The organism is Enterobacter cloacae subsp. cloacae ATCC 13047 (assembly GCF_000025565.1).
In the GTDB taxonomy this organism is placed as follows: domain Bacteria; phylum Pseudomonadota; class Gammaproteobacteria; order Enterobacterales; family Enterobacteriaceae; genus Enterobacter; species Enterobacter cloacae.
The window spans coordinates 4,180,511-4,197,076 of the sequence record NC_014121.1 but is presented as its reverse complement, the minus strand read 5'-3'; the positions used below and the strand labels follow the sequence as shown (position 1 = coordinate 4,197,076).

Sequence of the window (16,566 nt, the reverse complement as noted above, 5' to 3'; positions counted from 1 at the left end):
GACATGGCAGTGACTTTTTCGGACGTATGCGCCGTGGTGCCGGCCGCGGGTTTTGGCCGGCGCATGCAGACAGAATGTCCCAAGCAATACCTCTCTATTGGCGATAAAACGATCCTCGAACATGCCGTGGCGGCGCTGCTGGCGCACCCCCGAGTGACGCGTGTCATCATCGCCATCAGTCCGGGCGATGCCCGGTTCGCACAGTTACCGCTGGCCGCTCATCCGCAGATCACCGTCGTTGATGGCGGTGCCGAGCGCGCCGATTCCGTGCTGGCGGGCATCCAGGCCGCTGGCGATGCCCAGTGGGTACTGGTCCACGACGCTGCGCGCCCGTGCCTGCATCAGGACGATCTTGCGCGCCTGCTGGCGCTGAGTGAAACCAGTAAAGTCGGTGGCATTCTGGCCGCGCCGGTACGCGATACCATGAAGCGTGCCGAGCCTGGCAAACAGGCTATCGCGCATACCGTTGAGCGCGTCGATCTCTGGCACGCGCTGACGCCACAATTTTTCCCCCGCGAATTACTCCACGACTGCTTAACGCGCGCGCTTAAAGAAGGTGCGACCATCACCGACGAAGCCTCTGCGCTGGAGTATTGCGGTTTCCACCCAACGCTTGTTGAAGGGCGCGCTGATAATATAAAAGTGACGCGTCCGGAAGATTTACAGCTCGCGGAATTTTATCTTACCCGTTCGACCCATCAGGAGAAGGCATAATGCGAATTGGACACGGTTTTGATGTACACGCCTTTGGAGGCGTTGGCCCAATTATCATTGGCGGCGTGCGCATTCCTTATGAAAAAGGGCTGCTGGCGCATTCTGATGGCGACGTGGCACTACACGCCTTAACCGACGCCTTACTGGGCGCGGCGGCGCTGGGCGATATCGGCAAGCTGTTCCCGGACACCGATCCGGCGTTTAAAGGCGCAGACAGCCGTGCGCTGTTGCGTGAAGCCTGGCGCCGTATTCAGGCGAAGGGCTACACCCTGGGTAACGTCGATGTGACGATCATCGCTCAGGCCCCTAAAATGCTGCCGCATATTCCTCAGATGCGCGTATTTATCGCTGAAGATCTGGGCTGCCATATGGATGACGTCAACGTCAAAGCGACCACCACGGAGAAACTGGGCTTTACCGGTCGCGGCGAAGGCATCGCCTGCGAAGCCGTGGCGCTGCTGGTGAAGGCGAGCAAATGACCGATTTTGACAACCTGACCTACCTGCACGGTAAACCGCTGGGGAGTGGTCTGCTGAAAGCCAGCCCCGAAGATTTCGTGGTCGTGGAAGATTTGGGCTTTGAGCCGGACGGCGAAGGCGAGCATATCCTGGTGCGCATCCTCAAAAATGGCTGCAATACCCGCTTTGTGGCCGATGCGCTGGCTAAATTTCTGAAAATCCATGCCCGCGAAGTGAGCTTCGCCGGGCAGAAAGACAAACACGCGGTCACCGAACAGTGGCTTTGCGCGCGCGTTCCCGGCAATGCGATGCCTGATTTAAGCAAATTTGAGCTTGAGGGCTGTAAGGTGCTGGAGTACGCCCGTCACAAGCGCAAACTGCGTCTGGGGGCGTTGAAAGGTAACCACTTTACCCTCGTACTGCGTGAAGTGACCGACCGTGACGACGTGGAAAAGCGCTTGCAGGCCATCAATGAACGCGGTGTGCCTAACTATTTTGGCGCACAGCGTTTTGGCATCGGCGGCAGTAACCTGCAGGGCGCACTGCGCTGGGCGCAGAGCGATGCGCCGGTGCGTGACAGGAATAAACGCAGTTTTTGGTTGTCGGCGGCCCGCAGTGCGTTGTTTAATCAGATCGTAAGCGAACGGCTGAAAAAACCGGACGCGAATCAAGTTGTTGTCGGCGATGCGCTACAATTAGCGGGACGCGGTAGCTGGTTTGTGGCAACGGCCGAAGAAATGGCCGATGTACAGTCGCGCGTGGACGCTAAAACGCTGATGATCACCGCAGCCTTGCCCGGCACGGGCGACTGGGGAACGCAGGGTGACGCGCTGGCCGCGGAGCAGGCAGCCGTGGCCGAAGCGCAAGAATTACAATCATTGCTGGTGCGGGAAAAAGTCGAAGCAGCACGCCGGGCGATGTTGCTCTACCCGCAGCAGCTAAGCTGGAACTGGTGGGATGACGTAACCGTTGAGTTACGTTTCTGGCTGCCGGCAGGTAGCTTTGCCACCAGTGTTGTCAGGGAACTTATCAACACGTCGGGTGATTATGCGAATATTGCTGAGTAACGATGACGGGATCCATGCGCCAGGCATTCAGACGCTGGCGAAACACCTTCGCGAATTTGCGGATGTGCAGGTCGTGGCTCCCGATCGTAACCGCAGTGGAGCGTCTAACTCATTGACGCTGGAGTCGTCGCTTCGCACCTTTGCTTTTGAAAATGGCGATATTGCCGTGCAGATGGGCACGCCAACGGACTGCGTTTTTCTGGGGGTGAATGCGCTGATGCGCCCGCGCCCGGATATCGTCGTTTCCGGGATTAACGCCGGGCCGAATCTGGGTGATGACGTTATCTACTCTGGTACCGTGGCGGCCGCAATGGAAGGCCGTCATCTTGGCTTTCCGGCGCTGGCGGTATCGTTAAATGGTCACACTCATTACGACACGGCGGCAGCGGTAACCTGTTCTATCCTGCGGGCACTTAGCCGTGAACCGCTGCGTACCGGACGCATCCTCAACATCAACGTGCCGGATCTCCCGCTGAATGAAATCAAGGGCATTCGCGTCACGCGTTGCGGAAGCCGTCATCCGGCCGATCAGGTCATCCCGCAGCAGGATCCGCGCGGCAACACGCTCTACTGGATTGGCCCTCCTGGCGATAAGTGCGATGCGGGGCCGGATACTGACTTTGCCGCTGTGGATGAAGGCTATGTCTCGGTAACGCCGCTGCACGTAGATTTAACCGCGTATAGCGCGCATGATGTGGTGTCGGGCTGGCTTGATCGCGCAGGAGTGATCGCGCAATGGTAAGCAAACGTGTACAAACTCTTCTGGAACAACTTCGCGCACAGGGGATCCGCGACGAGCATGTGCTTGACGCGCTCGCCCAGGTTCCGCGTGAGAAATTTGTAGATGAGGCGTTTGAACACAAAGCGTGGGAAAACGTGGCCTTGCCCATCGGGCAGGGCCAGACGATTTCGCAGCCCTACATGGTGGCGCGCATGACGGAGCTGCTGGAGCTCACCCCCGACTCCCGCGTGCTGGAGATTGGCACCGGGTCCGGGTATCAGACTGCGATTCTGGCGCATCTGGTGCATCATGTGTGCTCGGTTGAGCGGATCAAAGGTTTACAGTGGCAGGCGCGTCGTCGCCTGAAACAACTTGATTTACACAATGTTTCGACACGACACGGTGATGGATGGCAGGGTTGGCAGGCTCGCGCCCCGTTTGACGCTATCATCGTGACGGCGGCTCCACCGGAGATCCCTGCGGCCCTGTTGTCGCAGCTGGATGAGGGGGGCATTCTTGTATTGCCTGTTGGCGATGAGCAGCAGCTGTTAAAGCGCGTTCGTCGACGTGGCGACGAGTTTATTATCGATACCGTAGAAGCCGTGCGCTTTGTGCCTCTGGTAAAGGGGGAACTGGCCTAAGACTCGGAATTATCCAGGGTTATTAAGGCAAATTCAGCGTATGGTGTGGCGCGAAAGAGTCGTGCCATCACGGTTAATTTTAAGTCACTGGTAGTTAACACATTCCTGGGGGATAAATGAGCGCGGGAAGCCCTAAATTCACCATCAGCCGTGTTGCGGCATTATCACTGGTTTCGCTCTGGCTGGCAGGCTGTTCGAGTTCTAACAATGCACCTGCGCCTGTCAGTTCTGTTGGCGGAAACAGCGGCTCCGGTAACACGTCCAGCGGAATGTTGATCACGCCGCCACCTAAAATGGGCACTGCTGCGCCGCAGCAAACACCACAAATTCAGCCTGTGCAACATCCTGTTACACAGCCAACACAGATTCAGCCAGTCGAACAACCTGTTCAGACCCAAAATGGCCGCATTGTGTATAACCGTCAGTATGGGAACATTCCGAAAGGCAGCTATACCGGCGGCAGCACCTATACCGTGAAACGTGGCGATACGCTGTTCTATATCGCGTGGATCACCGGGAACGATTTCCGTGACCTCGCGCAGCGCAACAACGTCCAGGCACCGTATGCGCTGGAAGTCGGGCAGACGCTCCAGGTGGGCAACGCGACGGGTACGCCGCTTACGCCTGGCAATACCGTTTCTGCAGCCGACGTGACCGCGCAAAATAACAGCGTTAAGCCTGCACAAAAATCCACCACGGTGGTTGCTTCACAACCTGTAATTACGTATTCTGAAGATTCAGGTGATCAGACTGCTAACAAAATGTTGCCGAATAATAAAGGGACTGCGACTGTTGTCACAGCACCGGCTACGGCACCTGTGGTTAGCTCTACTGAACCGACTGCCAGCAGTATGAGTTCCAGTTCGCCAATCTCAACCTGGCGCTGGCCAACTGACGGTAAGGTTATCGAGAACTTCTCTTCCTCCGAAGGAGGGAACAAAGGGATCGATATCGCAGGAAGTAAGGGACAGGCTATCATCGCGACCGCAGACGGACGCGTTGTGTATGCCGGTAACGCTCTGCGCGGTTACGGTAATCTTATTATCATCAAACACAACGATGATTACCTGAGTGCCTACGCCCATAACGACACAATGCTGGTCCGGGAACAACAAGAAGTTAAGGCGGGGCAAAAAATCGCTACCATGGGTAGCACCGGAACCAGTTCTACACGCTTGCATTTTGAAATTCGTTACAAGGGGAAATCCGTAAACCCGCTGCAGTATTTGCCGCAGCGATAAATTGACGGGGCATGCCAGCCAGGGTGTCTCGTTCAGGGATCACGGGTAGGAGCCACCTTATGAGTCAGAATACGCTGAAAGTTCATGATTTAAATGAAGATGCGGAATTTGATGAGAACGGAGCAGAGGCTTTTGACGAAAAAGCCTTAGTAGAAGAGGAACCCAGTGATAACGATTTGGCTGAAGAAGAGCTGTTATCGCAGGGTGCCACACAGCGTGTACTGGACGCGACTCAGCTTTACCTTGGGGAGATTGGTTACTCCCCACTGTTAACGGCCGAAGAAGAAGTCTATTTCGCACGTCGTGCTTTGCGTGGTGATGTTGCCTCGCGCCGTCGCATGATTGAAAGTAACTTGCGTCTGGTCGTGAAAATTGCCCGTCGTTACGGCAATCGTGGTCTGGCTCTGCTGGATCTGATTGAAGAGGGCAACTTAGGTCTCATCCGCGCAGTAGAGAAGTTTGACCCTGAACGTGGGTTCCGCTTCTCCACCTACGCGACCTGGTGGATTCGTCAGACCATCGAACGGGCCATTATGAACCAAACCCGTACGATTCGCCTGCCGATTCACATCGTCAAAGAGTTGAACGTCTATCTGCGTACCGCGCGCGAGTTGTCCCATAAACTGGACCACGAGCCAAGCGCAGAAGAGATTGCTGAGCAACTCGACAAACCGGTTGATGACGTAAGCCGCATGCTGCGTCTCAACGAGCGCATTACCTCGGTTGACACCCCGCTGGGTGGCGACTCCGAAAAAGCGCTGCTGGATATCCTGGCCGATGAAAAAGACAACGGCCCGGAAGACACCACGCAGGACGATGACATGAAACAGAGCATCGTCAAATGGCTGTTCGAACTGAACGCCAAACAGCGTGAAGTGCTGGCACGTCGTTTCGGTTTACTGGGGTATGAAGCTGCGACACTGGAAGACGTCGGCCGTGAAATTGGCCTGACCCGTGAACGTGTTCGTCAGATTCAGGTTGAAGGTCTGCGCCGCCTGCGTGAAATTCTGCAGGGGCAAGGTCTGAATATCGAAGCGCTGTTCCGCGAATAAGCAACCTTTCGTCAAAAAAAGGCCCGTCGTGAGACGGGCCTTTTTTATCTCTTACGGCTGCGCCGTTTCGTGCAGCAGACGCCAGCTGATCTTCTCGCCATCCCGATTGAGCACCGCGGTTGACCAGCGTACGTTGACGGGCTGGTCCGGGCGGGTCTGCGTCTCCCGGTAATGAAGCACCGCACCGTTATCCCATGACTGAATCGTGGCTAGCTCATCAATGATGATTTTAAGGCCGGGTCGGCTTCCACGCTGGGCGTGCAGAAAACGGACAAGGGCGTCATGGTTTAAATGCGCTCCACTCGGGGGAACCATCAGAAAGTTTGGCTGGAAACGGGCGAGCAGGGCATCAATATTACCTTCACCGGCACCCAGCCACTTTTCCAGTGCGATATGAATATCAATGATGTCGTGTTCGAAAGGCGTCATGGTTTCTCCTGTTGCAGTTGTGCAAGCACCTGCGGGTTGTTAAGACGAAATACAGAGATGACGGGCATCAGGGTGATGGCCGAAGCAACCAGAAACATCCCGTGCCACGCGGCGACGGGGGGCAAATACCTCTGGGCCAGATCCAGCACCTGTGCCAGCAGAAAGGCACCCGCAAAAAAACTCAGCTGACGATTAAGATTCCACAGCGCGCTGGCATCAGCCATCTCTTCCCGACGCGTTGTCAGAAATGCGCTGCTCTGCGCCGTACTGCTGCAAAGACTGCCTCCTGCGCCCATTAATGCAAACGCAACGATCGCTGGCAGCGTGCCCGTGGTCGCACTGACGCTGAGCAAAAGCAGAATACCTGACGCCTGAAGCAGGCAACCCGCGATCAACAGAGGTCGGGGGCCGACACGGTTAAAGTAACGGCCCGTTGCGGTGATGGCCATAAACGATGCCAGAGACCACGGCAGCATCAGCATGCCCGTCGCGGCTGGCGTCATGTTGGCCACGCTCTGCAAATAAAACATGCCGGTGACGTTTATTCCGATAAACATGCCGGGGACACATACATAAACCATCATGGAAACGCGCAGAAGCGGATCGGCGATCAAACTCAGGTTCAGCAGTCGGTTTGCTTTCATCGCGGGCATTTCATGCTTAAGCCACAGACAGGCCAACGCAAAGGTCAGGAGAGCAACCGGGAGGGTAGCAAAAAATACCCACCGCCAGCTTAACGCCTGAACCAGTACGCCCCCTAACGCAGGTGAGCATGCGGGGGCAAGCAGTGCAACCAGCATGACGGTGGAAGAGAGCCTGGCGCGTTCATGCGCTTTAAACTGTTGCCAGGTCAGCGCCTGCCCTACGGGGATCAATAAGCCACCGCCCACGCCCTGCAGCACCCGCCAGGCAATCAGACTTTCAAGTGTGGCAGACAAGCCTGCCGCGGTGGAGGCTACGCTAAAGAGAACCAGCGAGAGAAGAATGACGTGCTTTGCCCCGATGCGGCGCGTCAGGGCACTGCTGAACGGGATCACCAGCGTCAGGCCGGCAATATACCCGTTACTGACCCAGGCGAGTGCAGAGGGCGTGGCGTGATAGGTCTGCGCCATTGCCGGAAAGGCGACGCTGGCGATAAACATGTTGATCAAATCAAGAAAAAAGCCCAGCAGATAGACTACGGCGACTTTGCTGCGATACGTCATGGTGGATCCTCCGGTGAGGGGGCGTATCGTATCGGCTTGTCCGGTGCCGATAAACGCAACAATTCGCGATATACTGTCAAAACTATTTTGACAATTATTAAGGTTAAGGATGCTGAATCTCCAGCGAACGGCGATGTTTGTGGCGGTAGCGGATGCGGGCAGTTTTACTGCCGCCGCAGAGTCGATGGGGCTGACAAAGGCCGTGGTCAGCTTCAATATTCGCCAGCTGGAAGATGAGCTGGGAGTCACTCTGCTGTTGCGATCCACCCGTCGCCTGACGTTAACCGAGGCGGGCGCGCTTTTTTATCAGCGAAGCGTCAGGCTTTTACAGGAGGCTGAACGCCTGCAGGATGACGTTCGCGCTAACCATGCCGGCCTGACCGGCGAATTGCGGATCACCACCACGCCCGAATACGGTTCGCAGGTGGTTGTGCCTTTGCTGGCCGAATTTAGCCAGCAGCATCCGGAGCTTCGCGTTCGTCATGTTTCGTCGTCTCAGCATGCCGATCTCATCTCGGAGCGCTTTGATGTCGCCATCCGGCTGGGAACACTCGCTGATTCGCGCTACCACGCCGCCTTGATTTCAAACTTTACTATCCTGCCGGTTGCCGCCCCCGGATGGCTGGCTAACCATCCCGTTGAATCTCTCGAACACCTGGCGCAGGCCGGATGGATCGTTCACGAGCGTTTACCTTCGCCGCTGCACTGGCAGGTGAAAGATGCAGATGGCAATCTGGTTGCCTTTGAGATTAAAAAAGCCCCGCGCCTGTACGCAGATAGCGCCCAGGCGCTGATGGCTTTCGCGCATGCGGGATGTGGTGTGGCGCTGCTGCCGGAGTGGCTGGTGCGAAACGCACTGAATTCGGGGGGGCTGGTATCGCTTTTACCGGGATACACGTTTGCTCAGCAGGGCATCTATGCCGTTTATCCAGATGCCCAGCATGTGCCCGCTAAGGTTCGGACATTTATTGATTTTATGCGTGCCCGGGTGAACTAGTCGCGCATCATCTTTTTGATCAGCGCCGTAAATTGTTCCCGCTCGTCCTGGCTGAGACGTCCTAAAAACGCCTCATCCACCTCATTGCCGACCGGTTTACAGCTTGCAAGCAGGGCTTCCCCTTCAGGCGTGAGGAAGACAAACCGGCGGCGCTTATCCGCAGGATCGTGTTCGCGTTTCACCAGCCCGCGCGATTCCATGCGGCTCAGCATTTCGGCCAGCGTCGCTTTTGTGCTCACGGCAACTTCCGTCAGGGCGACCTGCTCGATCCCCGGATTTTCAGAAACAGATCGCATCACCGCATATTGCGGCTTGGTCAGCGCCGGTAAAGCATGTTGCCAGTGGGCAGTATGCTGTTGAAAAAGCTGCCGTAGCAGGTGGAACGCTTCTTGTCTCAGCTCCATGAACACTCCGACGAAAAAAATCTCCCCCTATGATAGCCGCTATTGCCTGCGATTTTAACGCAGCAGTTTTTAGCATTACGTGTGATCGTGTACGAACAATATTGTCAGGTCAGCTCACGGGGAGTAACGTAGTTATTATGTTCGTATGCGAACGAATTAATTGAGGTGCTGAATGAGATTGATCGTGGGAATGACGGGAGCAACAGGTGCTCCGCTGGGTGTGGCTTTACTGCAGGCGTTACGTGACATGCCAGAGGTTGAAACCCATCTGGTGATGTCGAAATGGGCGAAAACCACCATTGAGCTGGAAACGCCTTATACCGCGCAGGATGTCGCCGCCCTGGCAGATGTCGTTCACAGTCCTGCCGATCAGGCTGCCACCATCTCCTCCGGCTCGTTTCGTACCGACGGCATGATCGTCATTCCCTGCAGCATGAAAACGCTGGCGGGTATCCGCGCGGGCTATGCCGAAGGGCTGGTGGGCCGTGCGGCAGACGTGGTGCTGAAAGAGGGGCGCAAGCTGGTGCTGGTCCCGCGTGAAACGCCGCTCAGCACCATTCATCTGGAGAACATGCTCGCGCTTTCCCGCATGGGGGTGGCGATGGTGCCGCCCATGCCTGCGTATTACAACCACCCGCAAACCGCCGATGATATCACCCAGCATATCGTGACCCGCGTACTCGACCAGTTTGGTCTGGAGCACAAAAAGGCGCGTCGCTGGAACGGCCTGCAGGCGGCGAAACATTTTTCACAGGAGAATAACGATGGCATTTGATGATTTGAGAAGCTTCCTGCAGGCGCTAGATGAGCAAGGGCAACTGCTGAAAATTGAAGAAGAGGTCAATGCGGAGCCGGATCTGGCGGCGGCCGCTAACGCGACGGGACGTATCGGTGATGGTGCGCCTGCGCTGTGGTTCGATAACATTCGCGGGTTTACCGATGCCAGGGTGGTGATGAACACCATCGGCTCCTGGCAGAACCACGCCATTTCGATGGGGCTGCCGGCGAATACCCCGGTCAAAAAGCAGATCGATGAGTTTATTCGCCGCTGGGATAAATTCCCGGTCGCACCGGAGCGCCGGGCCAACCCCGCATGGGCGCAGAATACGGTGGACGGTGAGGAGATTAACCTGTTCGACATCCTGCCGCTGTTTCGCCTGAACGACGGGGACGGCGGTTTTTATCTCGACAAAGCGTGCGTTGTCTCGCGCGATCCGCTCGACCCGGACCATTTCGGCAAGCAGAACGTCGGTATTTACCGCATGGAAGTGAAGGGCAAACGTAAGCTCGGCCTGCAGCCGGTGCCGATGCATGATATCGCCCTGCATCTGCATAAAGCCGAAGAGCGTGGTGAAGACCTGCCGATTGCGATTACGTTGGGCAACGATCCGATCATCACCCTGATGGGCGCAACGCCGCTGAAATACGATCAGTCCGAGTATGAAATGGCCGGGGCGCTGCGTGAAAGCCCGTACCCGATTGCGACCGCGCCGTTGACCGGCTTCGATGTGCCGTGGGGGTCTGAAGTGATCCTGGAAGGGGTGATTGAAGGCCGTAAACGTGAAATTGAAGGGCCGTTCGGTGAGTTTACCGGGCACTATTCGGGCGGACGCAATATGACGGTGGTCCGTATTGATAAAGTCTCGTACCGCACCAAACCGATTTTCGAATCCCTCTATCTCGGGATGCCCTGGACCGAGATCGACTACCTGATGGGGCCAGCCACCTGTGTGCCGCTTTACCAGCAACTGAAAGCGGAGTTCCCTGAAGTGCAGGCGGTGAACGCGATGTATACCCACGGTCTGCTGGCGATCATCTCCACCAAAAAACGCTACGGTGGTTTTGCCCGCGCGGTCGGTTTACGCGCCATGACCACGCCGCATGGCCTGGGCTATGTGAAGATGGTGATTATGGTGGATGAAGATGTCGATCCGTTCAACCTGCCGCAGGTGATGTGGGCGCTGTCATCAAAAGTGAACCCGGCAGGGGATCTGGTGCAGCTGCCGAACATGTCGGTTCTTGAGCTTGATCCTGGGTCCAGCCCGGCAGGCATCACCGACAAGCTGATTATTGATGCCACCACGCCTGTTGCGCCGGATAACCGCGGTCACTACAGCCAGCCGGTGCAGGATTTACCTGAAACCAAAGCCTGGGCTGAAAAGCTGACTGCGATGCTGGCAGCACGCCAATAAGGAGGAAAAGATGATTTGTCCACGTTGTGCCGATGAGCAAATTGAGGTGATGGCCACATCACCGGTGAAAGGGATCTGGACGGTTTATCAGTGCCAGCATTGCCTGTATACCTGGCGCGATACTGAGCCGCTGCGTCGTACCAGCCGCGAACATTACCCTGAAGCGTTCCGCATGACGCAGAAGGATATTGATGAGGCGCCGCAGGTACCGACCATTCCGCCATTGCTGTAAAAAAAAGCCCGGTGGCGCTACGCTTACCGGGCCTACGGGTTTTGTAGGTCGGGTAAGGCGAAGCCGCCACCCGACAAAACAGACCGCAGAAAACTAAACCAGACTTTTCAGCCGATAAATCCACTCCAGCGCCTGACGTGGCGTCAGTGAATCCGGGTCGAGATTCTCCAGCGCTTCAACGGCGGGTGACGTCTCTTCCGCAGGTGCCAGCAGCGACATCTGTGTACCGTCAATCTGGGTGGCCGCCGCATTCGGTGACAGGCTTTCCAGCTCGCGCAGTTTCTGACGCGCGCGTTTAATTACCTCTTTAGGCACACCCGCCAGTGCCGCGACGGCCAGGCCATAGCTCTTGCTCGCAGCCCCCTCCTGCACCGTGTGCATAAAGGCGATGGTATCGCCATGCTCAAGCGCATCCAGGTGGACGTTTGCCACGCCCTCCATTTTCTCCGGCAACTGCGTCAGTTCAAAGTAGTGCGTCGCGAACAGCGTCATGGCCTTGATTTTATTCGCTAGATTTTCCGCACACGCCCATGCCAGCGACAGTCCGTCGTAGGTTGAGGTGCCGCGTCCGACTTCGTCCATCAGCACCAGGCTGTGTTCTGTCGCGTTGTGCAGGATATTGGCGGTTTCCGTCATTTCGACCATAAAGGTGGAACGGCCGCTGGCCAGATCGTCCGCCGCACCCACGCGGGTGAAGATACGATCGATGGGGCCAATCTCCACTTTCTGCGCCGGAACGTAGCTGCCGATGTAGGCGAGCAGGGCGATAAGCGCCGTCTGGCGCATATAGGTACTTTTACCGCCCATGTTCGGACCGGTAATGATCAGCATTCTTCGCTGCGGCGACAGGCTCAGCGGGTTAGCGATGAACGGCTCGTTCAGTACCTGCTCCACCACCGGGTGGCGGCCTTCGGTAATGCGAATGCCGGGCTTGTCGGTAAAGGTCGGGCAGGTATAGTTCAGCGTTTCAGCGCGCTCAGCCAGATTCACCAGCACATCCAGCTCCGCCAGCGCGCCAGCGCTTAACTGCAGGTCCGCGAGGTGTGGCATCAGCATGTCGAACAGCTCGTCGTAAAGCTGCTTTTCCAGGGCCAGCGCTTTGCCTTTCGAGGTGAGAACTTTGTCCTCATACTCTTTCAGCTCAGGAATGATGTAGCGCTCAGCGTTTTTCAACGTCTGGCGACGCACATAGTGAATCGGCGCCAGATGGCTCTGCCCGCGGCTGATCTGAATATAGTAACCGTGGACTGCGTTATAGCCGACTTTCAGGGTATCGAGCCCGAGACGTTCGCGCTCGCGGATCTCCAGCTTGTCGAGGTAATCCGTTGCGCCGTCAGCCAGCGCGCGCCATTCATCCAGCTCTTCGTTGTAGCCAGGGGCAATTACGCCACCGTCGCGCACCAGAACCGGCGGCGCATCTATGATAGCGCGCTCCAGCAGCTCGCGGAGTTCAGCAAACTCGCCCATGGTTTCGCGCAGTTTCTGAACCGGTGCGCTGTCAACGTCGCTCAGTTGAGCACGCAGTTCCGGCAACTGCTGGAAGGCATGACGCATTCGTGCAAGGTCGCGAGGCCGCGCCGTGCGCAGTGCCAGGCGAGCCAGAATACGCTCCAGATCGCCCACCTGACGCAGCACAGGCTGCAGTTCGGTGTAGCGATCCTGCAGCGCGGCAATGGTCTGCTGACGACAAACGAGCGTATCCGTATCGCGGACGGGCATATGCAGCCAGCGCTTCAGCATGCGGCTGCCCATCGGCGTCACGGTGTTATCGAGGACGGATGCCAGCGTGTTCTCAACGCCACCCGCCAGGTTCTGGGTGATCTCCAGATTCCGACGCGTGGCCGCATCCATAATGATGCTGTCCTGCTGGCGCTCCATGGTGATAGAGCGGATATGCGGCAGGGCGGTGCGCTGGGTATCTTTCACATACTGCAAAAGGCAGCCCGCGGCGCACAATCCGCGCGGGGCGTTTTCCACCCCAAAGCCAATCAGATCGCGGGTGCCAAACTGCAGGTTGAGCTGCTGGCGAGCGGTATCAATTTCAAATTCCCACAGCGGACGGCGGCGCAGGCCGCGACGACCTTCGATCAACGCCATTTCGGCAAAATCTTCGGCATACAGCAGTTCCGCCGGGTTGGTGCGCTGCAGCTCGGCTGCCATGGTTTCCCGGTCAGCCGGCTCGCTCAGACGAAAACGCCCGGAGCTGATATCCAGCGTGGCGTAACCAAACCCTTTGCCGTCCTGCCACAGGGCCGCCAGCAGGTTATCCTGACGCTCCTGGAGCAGGGCTTCGTCGCTAATGGTGCCTGGCGTGACGATACGCACGACCTTGCGTTCAACCGGGCCTTTTGAGGTGGCCGGATCGCCGATCTGCTCACAGATGGCAACCGACTCGCCCTGATTCACCAGCTTGGCCAGGTAGTTTTCTACCGCATGATGCGGAATGCCTGCCATCGGGATGGGTTCACCTGCCGATGCGCCACGTTTGGTCAGAGAGATGTCGAGCAGCTGCGATGCCCGTTTAGCATCGTCATAAAACAGCTCGTAAAAATCGCCCATGCGGTAAAACAGCAGAATTTCCGGATGCTGCGCTTTCAGCTTCAGGTACTGCTGCATCATTGGGGTATGGGCGTCAAAATTTTCAAGTGTACTCATTAGGTTACCGTGTCCATTTTTTTCAATTTCAATGAGTTGTCTTTTTTATTGTCAGGTTTCTTACTCTCTCATTGGAACGCATGACAGCCTGCGTTTCTTATCATGAATCGTTCACGGACCATGATAACGGACTCTGCTGGACAGGAAAACAGACGTGCGGGCTCTTTCGACTAAAATGCGTACCTGATTCCAGCGATGCTGAGACGTGGGCCTGTCTTGCCGCAATTGCGACAGGCACGCTGGTCCGGTAACGCTAAAGGAACACCGCGCGATATTCCTTGCGTATTAAACGTAAACGGGAATAAAGGCGTCAGAATATAACGTCATCCTTTTTTCTGTTTCAGAAACGTATTTGTCTTCGATGTGGGGATAATATTCTATTATGCTCACATTATTTTATTTCGGTGTTACTGCTGAACAAACACCATAACTTACTGCTTTGACAAGGAATATTCGCAGAGTATACTTGCTAACTCTGGCAACAGTTTTCTGATTCTGTTTATTGCATAGTGAGTCTCATATGTTCTGGATAATTAACGATAATATTAAATTTTGTCCAGAGAAAAACTTACTTGTCTCTATGACCCGACCGGAGTTGAGCGTCATTCTGACGACGCCAGCCAGTCGCTGTCTGGTACTTCTGCTTGAGTCCGCCCCGGAAGTGGTTAATCAAAGGGATTTCTTCACTAAAGTTTGGGGTGAAGACGGAATGTTAGTTCCGGCCAATACCCTTTATCAGAATATCTCCATTATCCGGCGTGGGCTGCGCACGACGGGAGAGACTGACGACACGCTGGTTGCCACGGTACCCAGAAAAGGGTTCCAGATTAAAAAAGAAGTTAAGGTCAGCCGAATTGAAAACGACGTAACAGAATCAGAAAGCGCGATAGCAGAAGCCCAGCCTGTCACCGGCTCGAAAGAGGTGATTGCGGAAACTGCTGCCGTTCAGGTGAAAGATAAGACCCCGCGTCATCACTATCGTCGCTATCTTCCACTGCTTTTTATGGCCCTCTCTTTTGGGCTGGGCTATTTTATTCTTCATCTGGCCGTCCATGACTATTCCAGAAAAGACTTTTTTAAAGACTACACCATAAGCAGTACGGAAAATGGCTGCCATTTTTTCTCACGAAACGATGATATTAAAAGCAGGGGTAACTTCACGCGTTATAAGCAAATTATCATGCGAACAGGGCTCGATTGTAAAAAATACCCCTGGGCCTACTTCTCTTCATCCAGCACGGCTCCGGCACTTTCTGTACTCATTTGCAGAAAACCGTATGAGCAAGAAGAAGATGCAGGATGCGTTACGCTTTATTTTAGGGGGTACAATCAGTGACTAAAAAGTCTACTGCCATCCTGTGTCTCGTCCTGTTTGCCGTTGGGGCGCTGACGTCCTGGCTTTATCATTATCACTTAGAAAAAAAACAAAATACGGAAGCCTGTTCAGTTTCTGTTGTTGTTTACCATGAAGATGCCCGCGCAAACCTGACGCTGGATTTTATGTACACCATGCAAAAGCAGACCGGGGTCATCGCGCTAAGCGGGACATATTTTAAAAACGACAAGGCGATAGCCTCTATCCGCCGGGATGTGTCTTATATCTGGACCGAAAACAAAGACTCTTTCCAGTTTACCTCCGTGAAGATCCATGAGGTTAATGAAGACTCCCTGCCGGATAATGTGCTCGGCGACGTGTTGCCTGATTTCTTTATTTATCCGAACCATAAATTGAACTATACCATTCTTAAACAAGGGCCCAGAGGGTTTCTATTTACCGTCGGTAAGCGTCCTATTTTCTTCTGCTCTCGCTGAGATCTTCTTTCAGTAGTTCGATGACAATTTTCCCCTGTTCAACCCCCACCCTGACCTGAGAGTGGGTAGTAAACCCTGCCTGCTCCAGCCAGTCGCCTTTTAAGCTCAACGCCGCATGTACGCTGTAACGTCGCGGGATTTTGGTCTTCCGGTCTTCGTGACGCTTTCTGAAATAACCGACTTTTAAGTGGCGATAGTGTTTGGTCGTGGCGATCTCTTGCATATAGCCTCCGTAACGATGAGCGACGCGTGTTGTTAATGCCTGTATAAAATACCAGTAAAAAAGGGTGGGGGTGGGCTTAATAGTGGAAGGCGGCTTCAGAAAACGAAATGCAACGACTGAAAAGTGGCAGATAAAGGAGTATTATTAATGCATGTTTTTAGTCGGTGAGCCGCTATGTCTGGTAAACGTATTTCACGGGAAAAAAAGACGATCGCCAGAATGATCGCTCTGTATGAAAAACAGTGCCCGCAGGCTTCTCAGGAAGAGGGACATTATCAGGTGCTGAATGCCTATGCGGATAAGCGTCTGGATAAGTGCGTCTTTGGTGAAGAAAAACCGGCCTGTAAACAGTGTCCGGTACACTGCTACCAGCCCGCCAGGCGTGAAGAGATGAAGCAGATTATGCGCTGGGCGGGGCCCCGCATGCTGTGGCGTCACCCCATCCTGACGGTACGCCATCTGCTGGACGATCGTCGTCCGGTACCGGAATTACCGGAAAAGTATCGCCCGAAAAAGTAACCGT

At 55.4% G+C, this 16,566-nt stretch carries 19 protein-coding genes; 14 read left to right on the top strand and 5 right to left on the bottom strand.

Annotated elements, in window-relative coordinates; translation table 11 throughout:
• Positions 1–3: 3 nt before the first annotated feature.
• The 7 genes from ispD (at position 4) to rpoS (ending at position 5,894) form a co-directional block, all read left to right on the top strand.
• Complete coding sequence (gene ispD / locus ECL_RS20430; protein ID WP_013098500.1) at positions 4–714, top strand: 2-C-methyl-D-erythritol 4-phosphate cytidylyltransferase; 711 nt, start codon at positions 4–6, stop codon at positions 712–714.
• Complete coding sequence (gene ispF / locus ECL_RS20425) at positions 714–1,193, top strand: 2-C-methyl-D-erythritol 2,4-cyclodiphosphate synthase (RefSeq protein WP_013098499.1); 480 nt, start codon at positions 714–716, stop codon at positions 1,191–1,193. The genes ispD and ispF overlap by 1 nt, the downstream gene beginning before the upstream one ends.
• The gene (gene truD, locus ECL_RS20420; RefSeq protein WP_013098498.1) at positions 1,190–2,239 is read left to right on the top strand and encodes a tRNA pseudouridine(13) synthase TruD; all 1,050 of its coding nucleotides are present in this window, start codon (positions 1,190–1,192) and stop codon (positions 2,237–2,239) included. Before ispF ends, truD begins: the two co-directional genes overlap by 4 nt.
• Positions 2,220–2,981 (top strand): 5'/3'-nucleotidase SurE, encoded by a 762-nt coding sequence (surE, locus tag ECL_RS20415; protein WP_044157517.1) that lies wholly within the window; start codon positions 2,220–2,222, stop codon positions 2,979–2,981. The genes truD and surE overlap by 20 nt, the downstream gene beginning before the upstream one ends.
• Entirely contained in the window at positions 2,975–3,601 is a 627-nt protein-coding gene (locus ECL_RS20410) for a protein-L-isoaspartate(D-aspartate) O-methyltransferase (protein WP_013098496.1), read from the top strand. Before surE ends, ECL_RS20410 begins: the two co-directional genes overlap by 7 nt.
• A 116-nt stretch (positions 3,602–3,717) precedes the next feature.
• Positions 3,718–4,842 (top strand): murein hydrolase activator NlpD, encoded by a 1,125-nt coding sequence (gene nlpD, locus ECL_RS20405; protein WP_023620533.1) that lies wholly within the window; start codon positions 3,718–3,720, stop codon positions 4,840–4,842.
• 59 nt (positions 4,843–4,901) lie between these two features.
• Positions 4,902–5,894, top strand: coding sequence for an RNA polymerase sigma factor RpoS (rpoS, locus tag ECL_RS20400; protein ID WP_013098493.1), 993 nt, complete (start codon positions 4,902–4,904; stop codon positions 5,892–5,894).
• Between the two features lie 51 nt (positions 5,895–5,945).
• Here the strand turns inward: rpoS and ECL_RS20395 are convergent, their stop codons facing one another.
• Together ECL_RS20395 and ECL_RS20390 are read right to left on the bottom strand one after the other, a co-directional pair.
• Positions 5,946–6,323, bottom strand: coding sequence for a DUF4440 domain-containing protein (locus tag ECL_RS20395; protein WP_013098492.1), 378 nt, complete (start codon positions 6,321–6,323; stop codon positions 5,946–5,948).
• Entirely contained in the window at positions 6,320–7,528 is a 1,209-nt protein-coding gene (locus ECL_RS20390) for an MFS transporter (RefSeq protein ID WP_013098491.1), read from the bottom strand. The genes ECL_RS20395 and ECL_RS20390 overlap by 4 nt, the downstream gene beginning before the upstream one ends.
• Positions 7,529–7,637: 109 nt before the next feature.
• Here ECL_RS20390 and ECL_RS20385 point away from each other — a divergent pair, with 109 nt between their 5' ends.
• On the top strand, positions 7,638–8,525 hold the full coding sequence (locus ECL_RS20385; RefSeq protein WP_013098490.1) for a LysR family transcriptional regulator: 888 nt from the start codon (positions 7,638–7,640) through the stop codon (positions 8,523–8,525).
• Here ECL_RS20385 and ECL_RS20380 read toward each other — a convergent pair.
• The gene (locus tag ECL_RS20380) at positions 8,522–8,929 is read right to left on the bottom strand and encodes a MarR family winged helix-turn-helix transcriptional regulator (protein WP_013098489.1); all 408 of its coding nucleotides are present in this window, start codon (positions 8,927–8,929) and stop codon (positions 8,522–8,524) included. The genes ECL_RS20385 and ECL_RS20380 overlap by 4 nt on opposite strands.
• A 172-nt stretch (positions 8,930–9,101) precedes the next feature.
• Here ECL_RS20380 and ECL_RS20375 point away from each other — a divergent pair, with 172 nt between their 5' ends.
• From ECL_RS20375 to ECL_RS20365, 3 genes are read left to right on the top strand one after another with little or no spacing between them, the layout of a single operon-like run.
• Positions 9,102–9,704 (top strand): non-oxidative hydroxyarylic acid decarboxylases subunit B, encoded by a 603-nt coding sequence (locus ECL_RS20375; RefSeq protein ID WP_013098488.1) that lies wholly within the window; start codon positions 9,102–9,104, stop codon positions 9,702–9,704.
• Entirely contained in the window at positions 9,694–11,121 is a 1,428-nt protein-coding gene (locus tag ECL_RS20370) for a non-oxidative hydroxyarylic acid decarboxylases subunit C (protein ID WP_013098487.1), read from the top strand. Before ECL_RS20375 ends, ECL_RS20370 begins: the two co-directional genes overlap by 11 nt.
• 10 nt (positions 11,122–11,131) lie before the next feature.
• Positions 11,132–11,353, top strand: a complete 222-nt coding sequence (locus ECL_RS20365) for a non-oxidative hydroxyarylic acid decarboxylases subunit D (RefSeq protein ID WP_013098486.1) — start codon at positions 11,132–11,134, stop codon at positions 11,351–11,353.
• Positions 11,354–11,446: 93 nt separating this feature from the next.
• Here the strand turns inward: ECL_RS20365 and mutS are convergent, their stop codons facing one another.
• On the bottom strand, positions 11,447–14,008 hold the full coding sequence (mutS, locus tag ECL_RS20360) for a DNA mismatch repair protein MutS (RefSeq protein WP_013098485.1): 2,562 nt from the start codon (positions 14,006–14,008) through the stop codon (positions 11,447–11,449).
• Between the two features lie 520 nt (positions 14,009–14,528).
• On the opposite strand from mutS, the gene ECL_RS20355 reads away from it, so the two are divergent.
• Positions 14,529–15,344 carry a winged helix-turn-helix domain-containing protein gene (locus tag ECL_RS20355; protein ID WP_013098484.1) on the top strand — a complete coding sequence of 272 codons (816 nt, stop codon included), beginning with the start codon at positions 14,529–14,531 and terminating at the stop codon, positions 15,342–15,344.
• The gene (locus ECL_RS20350; protein WP_013098483.1) at positions 15,341–15,820 is read left to right on the top strand and encodes a membrane protein; all 480 of its coding nucleotides are present in this window, start codon (positions 15,341–15,343) and stop codon (positions 15,818–15,820) included. Before ECL_RS20355 ends, ECL_RS20350 begins: the two co-directional genes overlap by 4 nt.
• Here ECL_RS20350 and ECL_RS20345 read toward each other — a convergent pair.
• On the bottom strand, positions 15,798–16,043 hold the full coding sequence (locus ECL_RS20345) for a SymE family type I addiction module toxin (RefSeq protein ID WP_013098482.1): 246 nt from the start codon (positions 16,041–16,043) through the stop codon (positions 15,798–15,800). The two genes, ECL_RS20350 and ECL_RS20345, sit on opposite strands and share 23 nt — an antisense overlap.
• A gap of 174 nt (positions 16,044–16,217) precedes the next feature.
• Here ECL_RS20345 and ECL_RS20340 point away from each other — a divergent pair, with 174 nt between their 5' ends.
• Positions 16,218–16,562 (top strand): nitrous oxide-stimulated promoter family protein, encoded by a 345-nt coding sequence (locus tag ECL_RS20340; RefSeq protein ID WP_013098481.1) that lies wholly within the window; start codon positions 16,218–16,220, stop codon positions 16,560–16,562.
• Positions 16,563–16,566 lie beyond the last annotated feature (4 nt).